Origin of the sequence: Pseudomonas sp. P9_35 (assembly GCF_034008205.1) — a bacterium.
In the GTDB taxonomy this organism is placed as follows: Bacteria; Pseudomonadota; Gammaproteobacteria; order Pseudomonadales; family Pseudomonadaceae; genus Aquipseudomonas; species Aquipseudomonas kilonensis.
This window is the reverse complement of sequence record NZ_CP125373.1, coordinates 5,076,194-5,097,880: the sequence shown is the minus strand read 5'-3', so window position 1 is coordinate 5,097,880 and position 21,687 is coordinate 5,076,194. Positions and strand designations below refer to the sequence as shown.

Genomic DNA, 21,687 nt, shown 5'->3' with positions numbered 1-21,687 from the left:
TCGGTGCAGCAAGCGGTCGCGTTACTTGATCCGCTGGCCCGGCTTGGCGCCGCTGTCAGGGCTCAACAGGTAGATTTCCTCGCCGCCGGGGCCTGCCGCCATCACCATGCCTTCGGAGATACCAAAGCGCATTTTGCGCGGCTTGAGGTTGGCGATCATCATCGTCAACCGGCCTTCGAGCTTGGCCGGGTCCGGGTAGGCACTCTTGATGCCGGAGAACACGTTGCGTTGCTCGTCGCCGATGTCCAGGGTCAGGCGCAGCAGCTTGTCGGCGCCTTCGACGGCCTCGGCCTTGACGATCAGCGCCACGCGCAGGTCAACGGCGGCAAAGGCGTCGAATTCGATTTCCGGCGACAGCGGGTCCTTGGCCAGTTCGCCGTTCCCGGCAGGCGCGCCGGTGTCGGTCTGGCTGGCGGCCAGGTCTTCCTTGGAGGCGTCGGTCATGGCTTGCACCTTGGTCGCGTCGATACGGGTCATCAACGGCTTGAACGCGTTCAACTGATGGTTGCTCAGCAGCGTCTGATGATCGTTCCAGGTCAATGGCGGGACGTTGAGGAACGCCTCGGCATCGGCGGCCAGCAGCGGCAGCACCGGCTTGAGGAAAATCACCAGTTGGCGGAACAGGTTGATGCCCAGGGCGCAGATCGCCTGGACTTCGTCCTGCTTGCCTTCCTGCTTGGCCAGCGACCACGGGGCCTTGTCGGCGATCCAGGCATTGGCGCGGTCGGCCAGTGCCATGATTTCGCGCATGGCACGGGCGAAGTCGCGGGACTCGTAGGCTTCGGCGATGCTTGGCGCGGCCGCCAGGAAGGCGTCGGTCAGTTCCGGCGCGGCATTGCCGGCGACCAGGACCCCGGCGTTGCCCTTGTGGATGAACCCGGCGCAACGGCTGGCAATGTTGACGACCTTGCCCACCAGGTCGGAGTTGACCTTCTGCACGAAGTCTTCGAGGTTCAGGTCCAGGTCGTCGACGCCGCGGCCGAGCTTGGCCGCGTAGTAGTAGCGCAGGTATTCCGGGGACAGGTGGTCCAGGTAGGTCCGGGCCTTGATGAAGGTGCCGCGGGACTTGGACATTTTCTGGCCGTTGACGGTCAGGTAGCCGTGGACATTGATGCCGGTCGGCTTGCGGAAACCGGCACCTTCAAGCATTGCCGGCCAGAACAGTGCGTGGAAGTTGACGATGTCCTTGCCGATGAAGTGATACAGCTCGGCGGTGGAGTCCTTGCCCCAGAACGCGTCGAAGTCCAGCTCCGGCGTACGGTCGCAGAGGTTCTTGAAACTCGCCATGTAGCCGATCGGTGCGTCCAGCCACACGTAGAAATACTTGCCGGGCTCGTCGGGGATCTCGAAGCCGAAGTACGGCGCATCGCGGGAAATGTCCCACTGCTGCAGGCCGGCATCGAGCCATTCGGCGATCTTGTTGGCGACGGCGTCCTGCAGGGTGCCGCTGCGGGTCCAGGCTTGCAGCATCTGCTGGAAGTCCGGCAGCTTGAAGAAGAAATGCTGGGAGTCCTTGAGCACCGGCGTCGCGCCGGAAATCGCCGATTTCGGGTCTTTCAGGTCGGTCGGTGCGTAGGTGGCGCCGCATTTTTCGCAGTTATCGCCGTACTGGTCTTCAGTGCCGCATTTCGGGCAGGTGCCCTTGATGAAGCGGTCGGCCAGGAACATTTTCTTTTCCGGGTCGAAATACTGGGTGATCGAACGGGTGGCGATGTGCCCGGCGTCACGCAGTTTCAGGTAGATCTGGCTCGACAGCTCACGGTTTTCTTCGGCGTGAGTGGAGTGGAAGTTGTCGAAGTCCACCAGGAACTCGGCAAAGTCGGCGCTGTGTTCAGCCTGGACGTTGGCGATCAGTTGTTCCGGGGTGATGCCTTCCTTTTCTGCGCGCAGCATGATGGCCGAACCGTGGGCGTCGTCGGCGCAGACATAGATGCATTGGTTGCCGCGATGCTTCTGGAAGCGCACCCACATATCGGTCTGGATGTACTCCAGCATATGGCCGAGGTGAATCGAACCATTGGCATAGGGCAGGGCGCTGGTGACGAGGATCTTGCGTGGCTCGGACATGGGGCTCGGCTACTTGATGAAACGGAGGTCGGCCACTATAAAGCGCTGGCGGCTTTTTTTCACCCTTCGGGGCTGTTTCGGGATGCATCGTCTGGTAACAGCGTAGGCACAACCTGTGGCAAGGGGATTGTGGGAGCAAAGCTTGCTCGCGAAACAGGCGCCTCGATTTCTGAAAGACCGCATCGCCTGCATCGCGGGCAAGCCTTGCTCCCACACAGCGGGAGCAAGCTCCCTCGCCACAAGAGCGTTCGTCGCCCTTAATCGGGTCGCCACAAAAGCATGCGCGGCGTAGGATAGCGGCCTGTTTTCAAGTCTTGCTATCGGAGTTGCCCATGAGCGCCGTCAATCGCGCAGCGGTGGAAGCCGTCCTTCGCCAGTACACCGACCCTTATCTGAACCAGGACCCGGTCAGCGCCGGATGCGTGCGCGCCATCGACATCCAGGGCGATCGCGTCAGTGTCCAGCTGGAAATCGGCTACGCCGCCGACCTGTTCAAGAGCGGTTGGGCGCAGATGCTGCAAATGGCGATCGAGGCCCTGGACGGGGTGAGCGCCGCCAAAGTCGACATCACCAGTGTGATCGCCGCCCACAAGGCCCAGGCGCAGGTGCCGGGGCTGGCGAACGTCAAGAACGTGATCGCCGTGGCCTCGGGCAAGGGCGGCGTGGGCAAGTCCACCACTGCGGCCAACCTGGCCCTGGCCCTGGCCCGTGAAGGGGCGAAGGTCGGGATTCTCGATGCAGACATCTACGGCCCGAGCCAGGGCATCATGTTCGGTGTTGCCGAGGGCACCCGACCGCAGGTCAAGGACCAGAAGTGGTTCGTGCCGATCCAGTCCCATGGCGTGGAAGTCATGTCCATGGCCTTCCTGACCGATGACAACACGCCGATGGTCTGGCGCGGGCCGATGGTTTCCGGTGCCCTGTTGCAACTGGTTACGCAAACCGCCTGGGGCGACCTGGATTACCTGGTGATCGACATGCCACCGGGCACCGGCGATATCCAGCTGACCCTGGCGCAGAAAGTCCCGGTGGCCGGTGCGGTGATCGTCACCACGCCTCAAGACCTGGCCTTGCTGGACGCGCGCAAGGGTGTGGAAATGTTCCGCAAGGTCAACATCCCGGTGCTGGGCGTGGTGGAAAACATGGCCGTGCACATCTGCTCGAACTGCGGGCATGCCGAGCACCTGTTCGGCGAAGGTGGCGGGGAAAAACTGGCGACCCAGTACGGCGTCGAATTGCTGGCTTCGCTGCCGCTGTCGATGCTGATCCGCGAACAGGCCGACGGCGGCAAGCCGACGGTCATCGCCGAGCCGGACAGCCAGATCGCCATGGTCTATCAGGAACTGGCCCGCCACGTGGGCGCGCGGATCGTGTTGCAAGAGGCTGCGTCACCGGCGATGCCAAACATCACCGTCAGCGACGATTGATCGGCTGAACTGCAATCCATGTGGGGAGCAAGCCTGTAGGAGCAAAACCTGTGGGAGCATAGCTTGCTCGCGATGACGGCATCACACCCAACATCTCTGTTGGCTTTAAAACCGCTATCGCGAGCAAGCTATGCTCCCACAGGCTTTGCCCTCCACAGGCTTGCTCCCACATTTTGTTAGGCGGTAGGTTTAGATCCGCAACCCGCCATCCATCTCCAGAATCCGACCGGTGTAATAGTCGTTCTCGAAGATATACGCCGCCGAATGCGCAATCTCCTCAGGCTTGCCCATGCGCTTGAGCGGGATCCCCGAGGTCATTTTTTCCAGGGCCTCGGGCTTCATGCCCAGGGTCATCTCGGTTTCGATGAAGCCCGGTGCGATGCCGGCGACACGGATGCCGTAGCGCGCCAGTTCCTTGGCCCAGGTCACAGTGGCGGCGGCCACACCGGCCTTGGCGGCCGAGTAGTTGGTCTGGCCGACATTGCCGGCGCGGGAGATCGACGAGATATTGATGATGGCGCCGCTGTTCTTCAGCTCGACCATTTTCGCCGCCACTTCACGGGTGCACAGGAATACACCGGTGAGGTTGACGTCGATCACGGCCTGCCACTGGGCCAGGCTCATCTTGGTCATTTCGCCGTCCTTGACCTTGAGCAGCAGGCCGTCACGCAGGATCCCGGCGTTGTTGATCAGGCCGTGGATCGCGCCGAAGTCCTCGGCGGCCCGGGCGACCATGTCGCTGACCTGCTCCTCATTGGCAACGTTGCACAGATACGCCCGGGCCTCGACGCCCTTGGCTACACACGCGGCAACTACCTGGTCGAGTTTTTCCTGGTTGAGGTCCACCAGGGCGAGCTTTGCGCCTTTGCCCGCGAGATACTCGGCCATGGAGCGGCCCAGGCCCTGGCAACCGCCGGTGATAATGATTACTTTGTCAGTGAGTTGCATGCTCATGTCCAGGTGGCGCAGCGATGGAGGGGACCTTTTGGGACGTCTCTCGATTGGCGACGGTGTAGCCCGGTTGCACACGAGAACTGTCCTATCGGTGTACCGGAACATTACTCCAGTCGCCTGACCGTTTTCTAGACGGATTTCATTAAAGGAGTCATAAGTTGAGCGTTGAAGCTGCCAAGCATGCCCGGGAACTGCTGCTCAAGGAATACCGTGGAGTGCTCGCCACTCATTCCAAATCCATGCCCGGCTTTCCGTTCGGCTCCGTGGTGCCCTATTGCCTGGACGAACAAGGCCGGCCACTGATCTTGATCAGCCGTATCGCCCAGCACACTCACAATCTGCAGAAAGACCCCAAGTGTTCGATGCTGGTGGGCGAGCGGGGCGCCGAGGATGTGCAGGCCGTGGGGCGCCTGACCTACCTGGCCGAGGCCCGCAAACTCGAAGACAGTGGCGCCATCGAGGCCGCCGCTGAGCGTTACTACCGCTATTTCCCTGACTCGCAGAACTACCACAAGGCCCATGATTTCGATTTCTGGGTGCTCGAGCCGGTGCGCCATCGCTACATCGGCGGCTTTGGCGCTATCCACTGGATCGACCAGCTCACCCTGGCCAATCCCTTCGCCGGCAAAGCCGAAGCCAGCATGGTCGAGCACATGAATGCCGATCACGCCAAGGCCATCGCCCATTACGTGGAATTGACCGGCCTGCCGAAAAGCGAACCGGCACAACTGGCGGGCATAGATAGCGAGGGCATGCACTTGCGCATTGGCCAGGGCCTGCACTGGCTGGCGTTTCCGACGCCTTGCAACACCCCGACACAAGTGCGCGAAGCCTTGGTTTATCTGGCTCACGCCGAGCAATGGCCAAAAAATGCGGAAGTCGACGCTTGAATTCACGAAAGGGCGACGTCATTTAGGGTTTCATAGCAAGGCATTCTTGCGTTGAGGAACCATTTGATGCGCCCTTTTTTGTTGCTCTTTCTGCTGTTCCCGGTGTTGGAGCTGTTCGTATTCGTCAAGGTCAGCGGTGCGATCGGGTTTTTCCCGGCCCTGCTGCTGGTCATTCTCGGCTCGATGCTCGGCGTGTTCGTGCTGCGTATCGCCGGCCTTGCCACGGCATTGCGGGCCCGTGAAAGCCTGAACCGCGGCGAGCTGCCCGCCCAGACCATGCTCGAAGGCCTGATGCTGGCCCTGGGTGGCGGCCTGTTGATCCTGCCAGGCTTTATCAGCGACGTGCTGGGCCTGGTCATGCTGTTGCCGTTCACCCGGAGGCTGCTGGCCAATAAAATGCGCCAGCGCGCCGAAGAGCAGGCGATGCGTCAACGCGCCTTCGCCGATGACCTCCAACCCCGTGGCGGGCCGGCGCCGCGCGAGCCTGTGGGCCGCGAGCCCAACGTGATCGAAGGCGAATTCGAACACCGCGATTCCAAGTAAAACCATCAGCACGGCGCCTTCGGGCGCCGTGTTCGTTTTGGTGGCACGGAGTAAAAAATTTTCTGTCCCCGCCCTTGTAATCCACTTGTGCGCCCTTATGTAACGGTCACCGCAAGGTTTCCGGTGGTGACACCGGACAGACTTCCGCGGTTCGACTGACGAACCGCACCCGGCTCCGCCGGCTTTGTTAAACCCGCCGGGACTACACCGGCCGATGAAAACCAAAAATTAGGAGAGATCGACAATGAAGCTTCGTCCTCTGCATGACCGCGTCGTCATCCGTCGCAGCGAAGAAGAGAAGAAAACCGCTGGCGGTATCGTCCTGCCAGGTTCGGCTGCTGAAAAAGCCAACCACGGTGAAGTTCTCGCTGTAGGCCCAGGCAAGGCACTGGAAAACGGTGAAGTACGTGCGCTGGCCGTGAAAGTGGGTGACAAGGTTGTGTTCGGCCCTTACTCCGGCAGCAACACAGTGAAAGTCGACGGCGAAGACCTGCTGGTAATGAGCGAGAACGAAATCCTCGCTGTTCTCGAAGGCTGATTCCCCCGCCCATTTTCCCGTTACTACAAAGTATTTAAGGAATATCGATCATGGCTGCTAAAGAAGTTAAATTCGGCGATTCCGCCCGCAAGAAAATGCTCGCCGGTGTCAACGTCCTGGCTGACGCAGTAAAAGCGACCCTGGGCCCGAAAGGCCGTAACGTGATCATCGAGAAGAGCTTCGGCGCTCCGACCATCACCAAGGACGGCGTTTCCGTAGCCAAAGAAATCGAGCTGAAAGACCGCTTCGAAAACATGGGCGCGCAACTGGTCAAAGACGTTGCCTCCCGTGCCAACGATGACGCCGGCGACGGCACCACCACCGCTACCGTCCTGGCTCAATCGATCGTCAACGAAGGCCTCAAAGCCGTCGCTGCCGGCATGAACCCGATGGACCTCAAGCGCGGCATCGACAAGGCGACCATCGCCATTGTCAAAGAGCTCAAGGCCCTGTCCAAGCCATGCGCTGACACCAAGGCAATCGCTCAGGTAGGCACCATCTCCGCCAACTCCGACAACTCCATCGGCGACATCATTGCCGAAGCCATGGAAAAAGTCGGTAAAGAAGGCGTGATCACCGTTGAAGAAGGCTCGGGCCTGGAAAACGAACTGTCGGTTGTAGAAGGCATGCAGTTCGACCGTGGCTACCTGTCCCCGTACTTCGTCAACAAGCCAGAGACCATGACTGCCGAGCTGGACGGTCCGCTGATCCTGCTGGTCGACAAGAAGATCTCCAACATCCGCGAAATGCTGCCAGTGCTGGAAGCCGTTGCCAAAGCCGGCCGCCCACTGCTGATCGTGGCTGAAGACGTTGAAGGCGAAGCCCTGGCGACCCTGGTCGTGAACAACATGCGCGGTATCGTTAAAGTCGCAGCCGTCAAGGCTCCAGGCTTCGGCGACCGTCGCAAGGCCATGCTGCAGGACATCGCCGTACTGACCGGCGGTACCGTTATCTCCGAAGAGATCGGCCTGAGCCTGGAAAGCACCACCCTGGAGCACCTGGGTAACGCCAAGCGCGTGATCCTGTCCAAGGAAAACACCACCGTGATCGACGGTGCCGGCGTTGAGACTGACATCCAGGCTCGCGTTCTGCAGATCCGTCAGCAAGTGGCCGACACTTCGTCCGACTACGACCGTGAAAAACTGCAAGAGCGTCTGGCCAAGCTGTCCGGCGGCGTTGCAGTGATCAAGGTTGGCGCTGGTTCCGAAGTTGAAATGAAAGAGAAGAAAGCCCGCGTTGAAGACGCCCTGCACGCTACCCGCGCAGCCGTTGAAGAAGGCGTGGTACCTGGCGGCGGCGTGGCACTGGTTCGTGCCCTGCAAGCCATCAGCGAACTCAAAGGCGACAACGATGACCAGAACGTGGGCATCCAGTTGCTGCGTCGCGCTGTAGAAGCGCCGCTGCGCCAGATCGTTGCCAACTCCGGCGACGAGCCAAGCGTTGTGGTCGACAAGGTCAAGCAGGGTTCGGGTAACTACGGTTACAACGCTGCTACCGGCGAATACGGTGACATGATCGAAATGGGTATCCTGGACCCAGCCAAAGTGACTCGTTCGGCTCTGCAAGCGGCTTCGTCGATTGCCAGCCTGATGATCACCACCGAGGCGATGATCGCTGAAATCAAGGAAGACGCTCCAGCTGGCGGCGGCATGCCAGACATGGGCGGCATGGGTGGCATGGGCGGCATGATGTAAGCCAGCCTTACCCCTGTAGCGAAAAACCCCGCCTGCGAAAGCAAGCGGGGTTTTTTATTGCCTTGGGTTTGCCCAGCATCGAGCTGGACCCAGCTGCCTCTGTGGGAGCAAAGCTTGCTCGCGATTGCGGTGGGTCAGCTTGCCAGGATGCTGAAGCTGCCATTGCGATCGCGAGCAAGCTTTGCTCCCACAGGGTTTGTCCGAGACGCTTTCAGGCGTTGGCGGGCTGGCTCAGCGCTACGCGATCAGTCATGACGGCCGGTCGGTACAGGATGTAGTAGTAACACCCCAGGCAGATCAGCCAACAGAACACCGCTGTCCACACATTGTGGGAAAAGAAGTGCGCCCCTTGCATCATTCGCCCCAGGGAGAACACCGTTCCCAACGTGAAGGCGAATATCAGAGCCTGGCGGGCCAGGCGTGGGCGGCGGTCGCGCAGGACGAAGAACAGCGCAAACAACGTGAACCCGGTAGCGGCGTGACCGCCGGGCCAGCATCGACCGGGTTTGTCCGTGGCCGGGCGCGGGCTTAGCAGCTCACTGTAGGTTTCCTTGCCACCGAACTCCTTCAGGCTCCAGGGGCATTGCACCGCCGTCACCGCTTTCATCGGCGTGACGAAGGACGTCGCCAGTGCCAGGGACAACACCAGGCAGCCCAGTTCGCGTTTGAATGGTTTGAGGCGGGCGATGAAAAACGTACCGATGAACCCGAGGATGGCAAACACCGAAAAGGCGATAACCACCTGTTTCGCTCGGTCATGAAGGATGTTTTCCAGAAAGTAACTATGACGCCCGATGAAGTTGCCGGCGGTAGGGTCATAAAACAGTTTGGCCAGCTGCATATCCAGGTCGGTCCACTCCAGCGGTACCAGAAGGAGCGCTATCAAGATTGGAGCTCCGAGGCACAACCAGAAATTCAGCGGGCGAGGGACAGGGCGTAGAACGCTTGATGACATGACAGGTCCTGAACAAAGAAAACGCCCCAGGGCATCAGCCTGGGGCAGTTCGATTAACGTTCGCTGACTTGCTCGGCACCCTCCTTGGGTGCTTTCCAGCCAAGCAGCTGTTGTTTGAAGCCATAACTGGCGGTTTGGTAATACGTGATGGCGCGGCTGATCAGCGGGTCTGCGCTGTCCGCCCGGGATTCGCGACTTTCGGTCAGCGCATCGTCATGCCGTCGCAGGCCCTGGCGTGGACTGAGGATTGCCAGGTCCTTGCCGTCGAACAGGCCCAGGTGCTGGTAATTGCCTACGACGACGCGGGGTGGCAACGGGTTGTCCTGCAACAGGTCGCGACCAAAGAACGTCGACTCGTAATCCATGTTCAGCAAGCCGAGCAAGGTGGGTGCGAGGTCAATCTGACTGGCGAGTTGGCCGTCTTCTCGCGGTTCGATCAGCTTCGGCGCGTAGATGAACAACGGGATCTGATAATTGCTGATCGGCAGGTCTTCCTTGCCAGCGCTGCCGGCGGTGTGGTCGGCGACGAAGACGAAGATCGTGTTATCGAACCACGGTTTTTGCCGCGCCTGCTCCAGGAACTGACCGATGGCATAGTCGGTGTACTTTACCGCGCCATCACGGCCATTGCCGGACTTGATGTCGATCCGGTTATCCGGGTAGGTATAAGGGCGATGGTTGGAGGTGGTCATCAACTGCAATAAAAATGGCTGTTGCTGGGCATGATTGGCATCGGCCAATTTCAACGTCTGTTTGTACAGGTCCTCATCGGCCATGCCCCAGGCATTCTTGAAGTGGATCTCGGATTCATCGACGCTGGTTTGATCGACGACCCGATAGCCATTGCCGCTGAAAAACGCGTTCATGTTATCGAAGTAACCGCGCCCGCCATAGACAAACACGCTGTCGTAGCCGACCGCGTTCAACTGCTGGCCAAGGCTGGCGAAGCCGCTTTCCCGGCCAATGCGCTTGACGATCGAGCGTCCCGGGGTAGGCGGAATAGCCAGGGTGATGGCTTCCAGGCCTCGATCGGTGCGAGTGCCTGTGGCGTAGAAGTTATTGAAATACAGGCTCTGTTTGCGCAAGGCGTCCAGATTGGGCGTCAAGTTGCGTTGATCACCGTTGCTGCCCAGGTATTTGGCGCTGAGGCTTTCGATGGTCACCAGCACGATGTTCGGTTTACGGGCGGTGCCGGGGCTGTCGATCATTCGGCGGATATCTTGTGGGTCCTCACCGACGAAGCGTGCATTGGGCTCGCTCAGTTCAGCACGTATCTGCTGGGCGACGGTCGCTGGGGGCAAGCTGCTGTAGAACTGTCCGTAGTCCAGTTCGTTATTACGAAACGCCGCGAAAAACTGATATGGGCCGTTGCTTGCCAGTTCGTTCTGGTAGGCATTGCCGCCCTGGGCACGTGGTGCATCCTGGCTGAGCAATTGCAGGCTCAGGCCCGCGACAGCCAACAGGCCTAATGCATTGAGCAGGCGTCCGCGCAAGGGCGGCAATGGGGCGGCCAACGCGGCATTGAACGGTTTACCCAACGCCAGGCTCAAGCCCACGGCCAGTACCGCAAGAGTCGTCAACAGAGTGCCGATTGGATACGATTCCAGCACGTTGTTCAGCACTTCATCGGAATAGACCAGGTAGTCGACAGCGATGAAATTGAAACGTACGCCGAACTCGTCCCAGAACAGCCATTCGGCGACCGAGGTGAACAGCATGACGAACACGCTGACCGTCAGCAGCCCGCGAAGAAACCAGCGGTGACCGCGACGGTGCCATAGGGCTGGAGGGCAAAGCAGCAGATACAGCCCCATCGGCAGGATGGCATAGGCGAGGAACCCCAGGTCATACAGCAGGCCGGTGCCAAACACGGAAAACGCGATGCCTCCGGCCTCATCCAAGTGGGTGAGCAGCAGAACGGTTCGGGTCAGGATAAACACTGCCAGCCAGACGCTGGTGACCAGCAGCAGAAAGCGCATGGGCGCCGCTTTGATAAAGTCCATTTACTACTTTCCTTATATATCAATCCGATAGCGCGAGAGTCTTGCTCCCTCACTGTAGTCAGGTTGTGAATCGATAGTGAAAAAACCATTAAAAACTGACGTACGGCAGGTGTCAATTTTCCGCCGCCTCCAGCCCTAGCCCTGAATCGGCATTGGCCGTAAGCTGCGCGGGCCAAGATGGCCGTTAACTGTGTACACAGAGGTGCCCATGCGAATTCTATTGGTCGAAGACAACCGCGATATCCTGGCCAACCTGGCCGACTACCTGGGGCTCAAGGGCTACACCGTCGATTGTGCCCAGGACGGTTTGTCGGGGTTGCACCTGGCCGCGACCGAGCACTACGACCTGATCGTGCTCGACATCATGCTGCCGGGCATCGACGGCTACACCTTGTGCAAACGCCTGCGCGAAGACGCCCGGATCGATACGCCGGTGATCATGCTCACCGCGCGAGACCAGTTGGATGATCGCTTGCAGGGTTTCAAGTCCGGGGCTGACGATTACCTGGTCAAGCCCTTTGCCTTGTCGGAGCTGGCGGCGCGGATCGAAGCCGTCATGCGTCGGTCCCAGGGTGGTGGTCGCCGTGCCTTGCAGGTCGGCGACCTGAGCTACGACCTCGACACCCTGGAAGTTACGCGTGAAGGCAAGCTGCTCAAGCTCAACCCTGTGGGCCTCAAGCTGCTGGCGGTACTGATGCAGAAAAGCCCTCACGTGCTGCGCCGCGAAATCCTCGAAGAAGCGTTGTGGGGCGATGATTGCCCGGACAGCGACAGCCTGCGCAGCCATGTCCACCAACTGCGCCAGGTCATCGACAAACCGTTCGAAAAACAGCTGCTGCATACAGTGCACGGCGTTGGTTACCGCTTGACCGAGGGCCGTGATGGAGTTTAAGCAAAGCCTTGCCCAACGGATCATCATCGCGTTTGCACTGATGAGCGCGTTGGTGGCGGGTGCTTTTGCCCTGGGCATCATCGCGACGGTCCATCTGGTTGAAGAGAAATTGATTTCCGCCGGACTGGGCGGGGACCTGCAACGCCTGTTGCTGATGGACAGTGTTTCCGACTGGAGCCATCGCCCAGAGCCCGACCAGTTGTTTTATTTCAGCGGCGGCCCGGGGGACTTCGAGTTGCCCAAGGATTTGCGCCATCTGGAGCGCGGTTTCCACGAGGTGTTCCGCGAGCAGCTGTCCTATCACGCCATGGTCGAGATCGTTGACGGCCGGCACTACGTGTTGCTGCAGGACCAGAGCGACTTCGAAGAGCGCGAACGGGTGCTGTTCGCTGTGGTGCTGGTGGGCTTTGTGCTCAGCCTGGCACTGGCGGTATTTTTGGGCTGGGTCCTGGCACGCCGGGTAATGGCGCCGGTGGTTCGCCTGGCCCGGCAAGTGCGCCACCGCGACCAGCTCCTGGGCCTGGCTCCGCCGCTGGCTCCGGATTATGCCGCCGATGAAGTGGGTGAACTGGCCGTGGCGTTCGACGCAACACTGGGGCGCTTGCGCCAGGCCCTGACCCGTGAACGATTGTTCACCAGCGACGTGAGCCACGAATTGCGCACACCGTTGATGGTCTTGGCGACCTCCTGTGAATTGCTGTTGGAAAATCCGGCATTGGACCAGCGTGGTCGCACCCAGGTCGAGCGCATCAACAGGGCCAGTGAAGAGATGCGCGAACTGGTGCAGACCTTCCTGATGCTCGCCAGGGCCCAGCGCGAAGACAACGGCATGTCGCCTCGGCGGAACCTTGCACAGGTGGCTGAAAATCTCCTCGGAGTATGGCGCGGCTCCATCGAATCCAAAGGCCTGACGCTGATCTTCGAACCGGGGCAAACCCTGGACACCCTGTATAACGCCACGTTCCTGACCGCCGTCATGGGCAACCTGCTGCGAAATGCCTTGCACTACACCGACCAGGGGTTCATCCGTCTCTCGTTGTCTGCGACCGGCTTCGTGGTCGAGGACAGCGGCGTGGGCATCCCGGAGGAGAAGCGCGAGGCGATGTTCGAGCCATTCGTGCGCGGCAACGAAAAGCGTGGCGAGGGGTTGGGGTTGGGACTGTCACTGGTGCAACGGATTTGCGAGAACCAGGGCTGGACGGTGAGTCTCAGCACGATGGAACCCAACGGTTGCCATTTCGAGGTGGAGTTGAATCCGAAGGTATGATCGTTTAGCTTGGAAAAATCTTGTAAAAATTTGGTCATTTACATGACGAATTTTTCACAGAGTGATGACCTGACCCTGACATACCAATTCATAAGGTGGGGGCTATTCAGACATGGAGGCCCCCATCAATGCCCGACCCGATCAAACTCGATTTTTCCGAGAAATACGACGAGCAGCACGCCAAGAAGTATTTTCATAAGCATCGAGGCAGCTTGAGTCGCCGTCTTTCCAACCTACGAGACCAGCAACTGGCCCGCCGCGCATTGGCACTGGTGGGTGATCCAGGCCTGGTATTGGATTTGCCATGCGGTGCCGGGCGATTCTGGTCTTTGTTGGCCGAAAAACCGAACCGGGTCATCATCGGCGCGGACAATTCCGAGGCCATGCTCAAGACCGCAATGGAGGCTCAACCGGCCGATGTGGTGAAACGGGTACAACCCTTGCACACTTCTGCGTTCGACATTGCCTTGCCTGATAACGCCGTCGACAGCATTTTTTGCATGCGCCTGTTGCATCACATCGGTGAACCCGCGCACCGACTGGCGATTCTTAGGGAATTCCACCGTGTCAGCCGCGACAGCGTGCTCGTTTCGTTATGGGTCGATGGCAATTTCAAGGCCTGGAAACGCAAGCGCCAGGAACGCACTCGTGGGCAAAAAGACTACCAGAATCGATTTGTGTTACCGGTTGCTACAGTAGAGGAGGAGTTTCGGCAGGCAGGGTTTCGCATTCAGGAACGACTGGATTTTCTACCGCTCTATGCCATGTGGCGAGTTTATGTATTACGCAAGAGGTAAAGGCATGGGTGTACAGGCAGCAGAACCATCGACGATTCTTCTCGACGACTTCGAACATTTCTGGAGTCAGCAGGGTGAGTGGGTGGAAGAACCTAATGTGCGTCGCGGCGGTGAAAGCGGCGTACAGCGGATCAAGAGCAAGGACGGCAAGCTGCTTTATGCCAAGCGTCAGACCGGACATATTTATCGCAGCTGGTTGCACCCGTTCGGTAGACCGACCGTGCTGCGCGAGCAAGACGCACTCCTGGCGTTGACCCGACTGGGTGTTCGCGTGCCCCAGCTCATTTTCTGTGGCGCCCAACGGGACCCGGTTCACAAATGGCGTGCGCTGCTGGTAACCCAGGCGCTGGAAGGTTTTGAAGAGATCGAGCACTGGTATGCCGGCGGTGGCCGCGAGCGCCATGGCGAAGCCGTGCATGATCAAATCCTCCTGGCACTGGCTGAAAACCTGGCCCGCATGCACAAGGGCCGTTGGCAACATGGCTGTATCTACATCAAGCACGTCTTTGTGCGCGTGACCGGGGAGGGCGAGGCGGCCAAGGCCGAAGTGGCTTTGCTCGATTTTGAAAAGTGTCGCCAGCGTCTGACCGCCCAACGTGCGGCATCCCATGACCTGAAGCAGTTGCGGCGCCACTCGTCGTTCAGCGAGGCTGACTGGAAAAAACTGGTCTACTTTTACGAGGCGGCGTTTGGCAGCGCTATCAAAGGTTTATAGCGATGAAACTAGAAATTGCTAGAGGTTTGTTTTTAGTCGGAGCCCTGGCAGTTGCATCGATGGCGGTGGCTGTGTGGGAGCAGCCACGCTCGCAGATCCTCAGTGCCTCCAATGCGGGTGCGCATTGTCCTTTGCCGCGTGTGGCAAAGGTCAGCGAGACGATCCGACCGGATAATGACCTGCTGCTGTTCATGTTCAGCCTGTCCCAGGGGATGAGGCCGCAAAGTTGAGAGACATGAAGCCAAAATAAAGGCCTCGCTTGTGCGAGGCCTTTATTTTTTGACTGCAGAAAAACCATTGTGGCGAGGGGATTTTGTGGGAGCAAAGCTTGCTCGCGAAACAGTCGCCCCGATTCCTGGAAGACCGCATCACCTTCATCGCGGGCAAGCCTTGCTCCCACAGTATCCCTCGCCACAGGTGTTCACTTCAGGCCTTGTCCGGCTTGGCCAGCAGCGTGTAGACGCAAGGCAACACGAACAGCGTGAACAAGGTGCCAATCGACATCCCGGTGGCGATCACCGTGCCGATGTCGAAGCGGCTCACCGCCCCGGCGCCTGTGGCGAAGATGAGCGGCACCATGCCGAACACCATTGCCGCGGTGGTCATCAGCACTGGCCGTAGACGAATCGACGCGGCTTGTTCCACGGCTTCGCGCGGTGTCAGGTTCTGTTCCCTGCGCAGTTGGTTGGCGAATTCGACAATCAGGATCCCGTGCTTGCTGATCAGGCCAATCAACGTCACCAGCCCCACCTGGGTATAGATGTTCATGCTTGACCAGCCGAGGAACAACGGAATCAAGGCGCCGCAAATCGACAGCGGCACGGTCACCAGGATCACCAGCGGGTCCCGGAAACTTTCGAACTGCGCGGCCAACACCAGGAAGATGATTGCCAGTGCCAGGGCAAAGGTCGCCCACAACGCGCTGCCTTCCTGTACGAATTGGCGCGACGCCCCGGCGTAATCGAAGGCGAACCCCACCGGGGCTTCCTCCCGGGCGATCTGGCGGACGGTCTCGATCGCCTCGCCCATGCTCACGATGGGAAAGCCCGAAATGGTCACCGCATTGAGCTGCTGGAACTGGTTCAGTTGTCGCGGTCGCGCCCGGTCGCTGACCTTGATCAGGGTCGACAGCGGGAGTGATTCACCCTTGGCATTTTTCACGTAGTAGTTGTTCAACCAGTCCGGGTTGTCCCGGAAGGGGCGTTCGACCTGGGCAATGACCTTGTAGCTGCGCCCCTCGAGAGTGAAGCGGTTGATCTCGGCTTCACCCAGCAGTGTCGCCAGGGTACCGCCCAGGTCCTGCATCGAGACGCCCATCTGGGCGGCCTTGGCGCGATCGATATCCACCACGACTTCGGGTTTGTCGAACGCCAGGTCAATGTCCATGAAGGCGAACTTGCCGGATTCCAATGCGCGCTTTTTGACCCGGTCGGCAATCTCCAGCAGCGTCGCATAATCCTTCGGCGAGTTGATGACGAAGGCAAATGGCAAGCCTTCGCCGGTGCCCGGCAGCGAGGGCAGGTTGAAACCGAAGATCTGCAAGCCAGGCACGTTTTCCAGCTTGGCCTGGACCTCTGGCAGGATTTCCATCTGGGTGCGGCTGCGTTCGTTCCAGGGCTTGAGCAGGAAGCCGCCGATGCCCGACTGTACGCCGTTATAGCCGTTGATCTGGAACGAGGAGTAGTACTCCGGGAACTCCTTGAAGATGGTAATGAAGTGATCGGTGTAGGTGTTCAGGTAGTCGAGGTTGGTGGGTTGCGGGGCGTTGGCCATCATGAAGATGATGCCCTGGTCCTCGTCGGGGGCCAGTTCGGACTTGGTGAACATGATCAGCACCGGGATCAGCAGCAGGACGATCACGGCGAACACCAGTACCACCGGCCGGGTGTTGAGCGTGCCGTGAAGCATGCGCTGGTAACGGCTCTTCAAACGTTCGAAAACCATGTCCAGCCGATGGGCCAGCCCCGAGGGGTTCTCATCGTGGCGCAGGAGCATGGCGCACATCATCGGTGACAAGGTCAGGGCGACGATCCCGGAGATCACCACCGCCCCGGCCAGGGTCAATGCGAACTCCTTGAACAAAGCGCCCGTCAGGCCCTGGAGCAGGCCGATCGGCGCGTACACCGCCGCCAGGGTGATGGTCATCGAGACCACCGGCATGGCGATTTCCCGGGCACCTTCTATCGCGGCGTCGAATGGGGTCTTGCCTTCCTCGATGTGCCGGTGAATGTTCTCCACCACCACGATGGCGTCGTCCACCACCAGACCGATGGCGAGCACCATGGCCAGCAGGGTCAGGAGGTTCATCGAGTAGCCCATCAACTGCATGAAGAACATCACGCCGATCATCGACAGCGGGATGGTCACCACCGGGATGACCACCGAACGCAGGGCGCCGAGGAACAGGAACACCACGACGATGACGATCAGCACCGCCTCGAACAGGGTTTTCACCACTTCGTCGATGGAAGCCTGGATGAACAGGGTGGCGTCGTAGGCGATCTCGGCCTTGAGGTTGGCCGGGAGCTGGGCCTCCATGTCCGGCATGATCTTGCGTACTTCCTTGATCACATCCAGCGGGTTCGCACCCGGCGTGGCCTTGATCCCGATGTACACCGAGGGCGTGCCACCAAAGGAACTGATGGAGTCGTAGTTCTCGGCCCCCATTTCCACGCGGGCCACGTCCCGTAGCAACACGCGGCTGTCGCCGTCGGTCTTGAGCGGGATTGCGCCGAAGGCCTCGGCGGACTTGAGTTCGGTGTTGGCGTTGATGCTGGTGACCACATACTCGCCCTTCACTTCACCAGCAGCGGAGAGGAAGTTGTGCTGGCGCACGGCATTGGTCACGTCGGCGGCAGTCAGGCCGAAGCCGGCGAGTTTGACCGGGTCCAGCCACAGGCGCATGGCGAAGACCTGGTTGCCGAGGATTTCCGCCTCGGCCATGCCTGGCAGGGTCGCCAGTTTGGGCTGGATCACCCGTGACAGGTAGTCGGTAATCTGTGGGTTGTTCAGTTCCTTGCTGAAGAAGCTGATGTACATCAGTGCCGAGGCATCGGCGGCCTCGCGGCTGAGCACTGGGTCCTCGGCATCCTGGGGCAGTTGGTTCTTGACCTCGTTGGCCTTGGCCAGCAGTTCGGTAAAGAGCCGGTCGCTGTTGGAGCCGATGCGGGCATAGACCGAAATCACCGAGAAATTCTGGCGGCTGACCGAGGTCATGTAGTCGATGCCCTCGGCACTGGCCAGGCTCTGCTGCATCGGCTGGGTGATGTAGCCCTGGATAGTCTCGGCATTGGCCCCGGGGTAGGCGGTGGTCACCGTGATCAGGGCGTTCTCCATTTGTGGATACTGACGCAGGGGCAACTTGCTCCAGGCCTGGAAGCCCAGTAGCACGATCAACAGGCTGACCACGGTGGCGAGCACCGGACGGCGGATGAACGGATCGGTAAAAGCCATGGGGGTTCCTTGATCAGTCCGCGCGCGGCGGGCTGTTCTGTTCGGTCAGGGTCTTGTCGTCGCTGATGGCGATCGGCGTACCGTTATCGAGCTTGAGCTGGCCGGCAATCACGACTTGCTCGCCGCTCTGCACGCCTTTGGTAACCAGCACCTGCCCGTCGCGTCGTTCGCCGGTTTCCACGAAACGCCGTTCAGCGATCAGGACCGGCTGGCCCTTGTCGTCTTTCTCGACATTGCCGTCGGCGGTTTTCTTCTGGGTCACCACGTACATGGAGTTGCCGTAGAGGGTGTAGGTCACGGCGCTTTCCGGCACGACGATTCCGGCGGCCACGTCCGGCAGGATCACCTGCAGGTTGGCGAACATGCCGGGCAGCAGCTTGCCGTCGGGGTTGGCCAGGGTGGCGCGCACCAGCACGTTTCGGGTGCTGTCCTCGACCTTGGGGTTGATCGCGCTGATGGTGGCGACGAAGTTTTGCCCGGGATAGGCCGAGACACTGACGTTGACCGACTGGGCAACGGCGAGCCTGGGCACGGTTTGCTCGGGGACGTAGAAGTCCACGTAAAGGCTGCTGAGGTCCTGCAGGGTGGCGATCACCGTGCCGCTGGCCAGGTAGTCGCCAACGTCCACCTGGCGAATACCGATGGTGCCGCTGAATGGCGTCAGAATCTGTTTTTTGGCCAGCGAAGCCTTGAGCTGGTTGACCGTGGCCTGGTTCTTCTTCAGTTGCGCCGAGAGCCGGTCGAATTCGCCCTTGGAGATCGCCTGGCTGCCCACCAGTTGTCGGCCGCGACCGAAATCCAGTTGCGCCAGGCCAAGGTCGGCCTCGGCGGTTTCCAGCAGGGCGCTTTCGACTTCACTGTCCAGTTGCAGCAGCGGTTGGCCGGCCTTGACCTTCTGCCCGGACTGGAATTGCACCTTCTGCACGGTCCCGGCGATTTCCAGGCTCAGGTCCACGCCTTGCAGCGCCTTGAGGCTGCCAACGGTGGGCAGGCGAGCTTGCCAGGGTTGCTGGGCGGCCGTGGCCACGGCCACGCTGACCGGTGGTTTGGGTGCAGAAAACATCTGGATCTGCTGGTAGACGGAGAAGGCCTTGTAGCCGGCGAGCAGCAGCACCACCAGCAGGACAACACCCAACATGATCAGCATGCGGCGTCGCAGCATGTTCCACTTCCTTGGAAAAGAGCTGAGAGAAAATACAGATAGGCGGGCACATTACTCTGAGTGTGCGGGCTATTCCAGATGTTGGCGGGCCGGTGATGCGTGGGATTCTTCCGAAAAATCAGGGAGCTCGGCACCGAGGTGCTTCGCTCCCTGGCTCAGGCCAGATGCAAATGGTTGTCCCAGAGGCCTGCCGGCAGATCCAATGGTTTTGCAACCAGTTGTGTCTGCCGGCAATCGTAATAGCGGCAACGCCCTTGGCCCGACGTCACGACAAACCCGTCGGCCACCGCGCCCACGCCGGCACAGTCCGGCAGCGGCGCATCCAGGCGTACTTCGCCACTGTCCAGGTCCCAGATGAAGAAGCGGTTGCCACGAGGAGCGGTCAGGGCCACCAGGCGCAGGTCGCTGTGCACGGCGACGCTGGCAGTGTAGTGCCCCATGGCCTGCAATTGCTCTTCAGGCACTGGGAACGCCTGGAACGGCTGGCCCGGCCGCTTGATCGCCAGCAGTTGCGACGACTCGTGGGCAGCGCCCATGAACTGCTGGCCGGAGACGATGGTGCCGTCGCTGGCGATGCCCAGGTGGCGCACGCTATTCATCGACTGGGCGAGGGTTTCCTTGCTCAGCAGGGTGCCATCGCGTTGCATCAGCACCAGGCTCGGCTCCATGGCGTCGAGGTTCATTTCGACCCGGCTTTCGGCCTCGGTGCGAATGCCGCCATTGGCCACCACCAGGGTTTCGCCATCAGGCATCCATGAGACCTGGTGCGGACCGATGCCATGGGTGGAGATCTCGCCGCTGTGCACCAGCCGCTCGCCTTCGAAACGGTACACGCCCAACAGGCCGCGCCCCGGGTCGGTGGTGTCGTTCTCGGTGGCATACAGCCATTCGCCGCTTTTGTGGATCACCGCATGGCCGTAGAAATGCCGGTTCGGCAACGAAGTGATGGTTTGCAGCAGCGTCCCGTCGCGCAGGTCGATCAGGTAGCTTTCGGTACCTGGACGGCGGGCGACGAACAGCGCAATCGGCTGTGTCGGATGATTGATGATGTCATGGCAGCGCTGGCCGACCTGGGTGGCGAACACCCGGGTGCCGTCCAGTCGATAGCCGACGGCGTAGTGCTTGCCGTCGCCGTCGTCCCGTGCCGAAAGCAAGAGTGGGTGCTTGTCCTTTTGCTTGAACAGCGTCCAGCCGCCCAGGGTGACGGCGCCGAGCAGCAAGCTGCCCAGTGCCAGAACCTGACGTCGAAACATGATCAGTCACCGTCGTTGGCATTGAAGCCCAGTTGAATGCCCAGCGCCTTGGCCAGTTCGCCTTCGTGCAGGCGATGGACGACGTTGAGGCTGTCATACAAATCGTTGAGTTGCTGGCGCCCGGCATCGTCGTTGAGCATTTCGGTCAGCGAACGCTGGCTGCTGGCGAACAGCTTCAAGGAGGCATCGTAGGCGGCATCGATCTTGTCGGCCAGTGGCTTCTGGTCGCTTGGCAACAGGCCGCGCAGGCCCTTGTTGTCCACGCCTGCCCAGACGGTCCTGGCCGCGCTCAGGCTGGCCTCCAGGCCTTGCAGCGACGACTGGCTGCGCCAGGCATCGGCCTGGAACGGCTGAGGCACGCCTTTGCTCTGGCGGCCCATCGGTGTGCCGAGCTTTTTCTTCAGCGTGTCCAGGGCGGTGACCTGGACACGCAGCAGGTCAGCGATGGCCTCGTGGGAGTCGGCGTAGCGCTGGTTGGGGAATTTGCTCATCTGGGCGAGCATGCCGTCGTTGGTGTTCCAGCGCGACAGGATCTCTTCGGCCAGTTGTTTCTGGCGTTCACCAATGGCGGTGAGCAGCGGGCAATACTTGGCTTTTTGCGTACTGTCGGCCATGTCGATCTTGGCGTCGAACAGCAGGTATTCATAGGCCGAGAGGCCTTGGACCACGACGCTGGACTTGGCCAGGCCAGCGGCGTCGATCTGTGGCTCGCTGTTGACCAATTGCTCGACCTGACGGCCCACCAGGTTTTTCTTGTCCGGCCAGAACTGCACCTGCCAGGCGCGGTTGCCTTCGGCCAGCGGACCGATCAGCAGCGGTTGCAACTCGGCCCAGGCTTTTTGCGCCTTGAGGAAATCGGCGCGGGCGGTTTCCAGGTTTTCCTTGCCTTGGCAGAACGCCAGGGCGCTGCTCGCCAGTTGCCGGTCGGCATCGACCCAGCGGCTGTAGGTCGGCAGGATCACTTGCTTGGCGATGGCGGCCGAGGTGACGGCTTGTGGATCCTGGGGCGAGCAGGCACCGAGGGCGATGGCGGCGAGGCTGGTGAACAACAGCTTGGGACGGAACATGTCGTGCTCC

The 21,687-nt window shown here is 60.4% G+C and carries 18 protein-coding genes; 10 read left to right on the top strand and 8 right to left on the bottom strand.

Annotated elements, in window-relative coordinates; genetic code table 11:
- Window positions 1–21: 21 nt before the first annotated feature.
- Window positions 22–2,067: a methionine--tRNA ligase gene (metG, locus tag QMK47_RS22525; RefSeq protein WP_320389356.1), complete on the bottom strand. Its 2,046-nt coding sequence runs from the start codon at window positions 2,065–2,067 to the stop codon at window positions 22–24.
- A 332-nt stretch (window positions 2,068–2,399) separates the two neighbouring features.
- Between metG and apbC the strand changes: the two genes are divergently transcribed.
- Window positions 2,400–3,494, top strand: coding sequence for an iron-sulfur cluster carrier protein ApbC (gene apbC, locus QMK47_RS22520; protein ID WP_253477422.1), 1,095 nt, complete (start codon window positions 2,400–2,402; stop codon window positions 3,492–3,494).
- Between the two features lie 189 nt (window positions 3,495–3,683).
- On the opposite strand, the gene QMK47_RS22515 is transcribed toward apbC, so the two are convergent.
- Window positions 3,684–4,442, bottom strand: coding sequence for an SDR family oxidoreductase (locus tag QMK47_RS22515; protein ID WP_320389355.1), 759 nt, complete (start codon window positions 4,440–4,442; stop codon window positions 3,684–3,686).
- A 164-nt stretch (window positions 4,443–4,606) separates the two neighbouring features.
- Between QMK47_RS22515 and QMK47_RS22510 the strand changes: the two genes are divergently transcribed.
- The 4 genes from QMK47_RS22510 (at window position 4,607) to groL (ending at window position 8,113) form a co-directional block, all read left to right on the top strand.
- A complete protein-coding gene (locus QMK47_RS22510) occupies window positions 4,607–5,338 on the top strand; it encodes a HugZ family protein (RefSeq protein ID WP_186650416.1) in 732 nt (243 codons plus the stop codon).
- A gap of 66 nt (window positions 5,339–5,404) precedes the next feature.
- A complete protein-coding gene (locus QMK47_RS22505) occupies window positions 5,405–5,881 on the top strand; it encodes an FxsA family protein (RefSeq protein ID WP_014339863.1) in 477 nt (158 codons plus the stop codon).
- Window positions 5,882–6,125: 244 nt separating this feature from the next.
- Window positions 6,126–6,419 carry a co-chaperone GroES gene (locus QMK47_RS22500; RefSeq protein ID WP_003204913.1) on the top strand — a complete coding sequence of 98 codons (294 nt, stop codon included), beginning with the start codon at window positions 6,126–6,128 and terminating at the stop codon, window positions 6,417–6,419.
- 50 nt (window positions 6,420–6,469) lie between these two features.
- On the top strand, window positions 6,470–8,113 hold the full coding sequence (gene groL, locus QMK47_RS22495; RefSeq protein WP_014339862.1) for a chaperonin GroEL: 1,644 nt from the start codon (window positions 6,470–6,472) through the stop codon (window positions 8,111–8,113).
- A gap of 211 nt (window positions 8,114–8,324) precedes the next feature.
- On the opposite strand, the gene QMK47_RS22490 is transcribed toward groL, so the two are convergent.
- Window positions 8,325–9,068 carry a phosphatase PAP2 family protein gene (locus QMK47_RS22490; RefSeq protein WP_320389354.1) on the bottom strand — a complete coding sequence of 248 codons (744 nt, stop codon included), beginning with the start codon at window positions 9,066–9,068 and terminating at the stop codon, window positions 8,325–8,327.
- A 53-nt stretch (window positions 9,069–9,121) separates the two neighbouring features.
- Window positions 9,122–11,071 carry an LTA synthase family protein gene (locus tag QMK47_RS22485; protein WP_320389353.1) on the bottom strand — a complete coding sequence of 650 codons (1,950 nt, stop codon included), beginning with the start codon at window positions 11,069–11,071 and terminating at the stop codon, window positions 9,122–9,124.
- Between the two features lie 208 nt (window positions 11,072–11,279).
- On the opposite strand from QMK47_RS22485, the gene colR reads away from it, so the two are divergent.
- The 5 genes from colR to QMK47_RS22460 all read left to right on the top strand — a co-directional run bounded on the left by colR (window position 11,280) and on the right by QMK47_RS22460 (window position 14,972).
- Window positions 11,280–11,963 carry a two-component system response regulator ColR gene (gene colR / locus QMK47_RS22480; RefSeq protein ID WP_320389352.1) on the top strand — a complete coding sequence of 228 codons (684 nt, stop codon included), beginning with the start codon at window positions 11,280–11,282 and terminating at the stop codon, window positions 11,961–11,963.
- On the top strand, window positions 11,953–13,230 hold the full coding sequence (locus QMK47_RS22475) for a sensor histidine kinase (RefSeq protein WP_214509459.1): 1,278 nt from the start codon (window positions 11,953–11,955) through the stop codon (window positions 13,228–13,230). The genes colR and QMK47_RS22475 overlap by 11 nt, the downstream gene beginning before the upstream one ends.
- 128 nt (window positions 13,231–13,358) lie before the next feature.
- On the top strand, window positions 13,359–14,027 hold the full coding sequence (locus QMK47_RS22470) for a class I SAM-dependent methyltransferase (RefSeq protein ID WP_258689178.1): 669 nt from the start codon (window positions 13,359–13,361) through the stop codon (window positions 14,025–14,027).
- Window positions 14,028–14,031: 4 nt separating this feature from the next.
- The gene (locus QMK47_RS22465; protein ID WP_214509461.1) at window positions 14,032–14,742 is read left to right on the top strand and encodes a lipopolysaccharide kinase InaA family protein; all 711 of its coding nucleotides are present in this window, start codon (window positions 14,032–14,034) and stop codon (window positions 14,740–14,742) included.
- 2 nt (window positions 14,743–14,744) lie between these two features.
- Window positions 14,745–14,972 carry a hypothetical protein gene (locus QMK47_RS22460; RefSeq protein ID WP_214509462.1) on the top strand — a complete coding sequence of 76 codons (228 nt, stop codon included), beginning with the start codon at window positions 14,745–14,747 and terminating at the stop codon, window positions 14,970–14,972.
- A gap of 196 nt (window positions 14,973–15,168) precedes the next feature.
- Here QMK47_RS22460 and QMK47_RS22455 read toward each other — a convergent pair whose 3' ends face one another.
- The 4 genes from QMK47_RS22455 to QMK47_RS22440 all read right to left on the bottom strand — a co-directional run bounded on the left by QMK47_RS22455 (window position 15,169) and on the right by QMK47_RS22440 (window position 21,677).
- Complete coding sequence (locus QMK47_RS22455) at window positions 15,169–18,195, bottom strand: multidrug efflux RND transporter permease subunit (protein WP_320389351.1); 3,027 nt, start codon at window positions 18,193–18,195, stop codon at window positions 15,169–15,171.
- A 13-nt stretch (window positions 18,196–18,208) separates the two neighbouring features.
- A complete protein-coding gene (locus QMK47_RS22450; RefSeq protein WP_258689177.1) occupies window positions 18,209–19,357 on the bottom strand; it encodes an efflux RND transporter periplasmic adaptor subunit in 1,149 nt (382 codons plus the stop codon).
- 155 nt (window positions 19,358–19,512) lie between these two features.
- On the bottom strand, window positions 19,513–20,610 hold the full coding sequence (locus QMK47_RS22445; protein WP_320389350.1) for a DUF1513 domain-containing protein: 1,098 nt from the start codon (window positions 20,608–20,610) through the stop codon (window positions 19,513–19,515).
- A gap of 2 nt (window positions 20,611–20,612) precedes the next feature.
- Complete coding sequence (locus QMK47_RS22440) at window positions 20,613–21,677, bottom strand: imelysin family protein (protein WP_320389349.1); 1,065 nt, start codon at window positions 21,675–21,677, stop codon at window positions 20,613–20,615.
- Window positions 21,678–21,687: the final 10 nt, after the last annotated feature.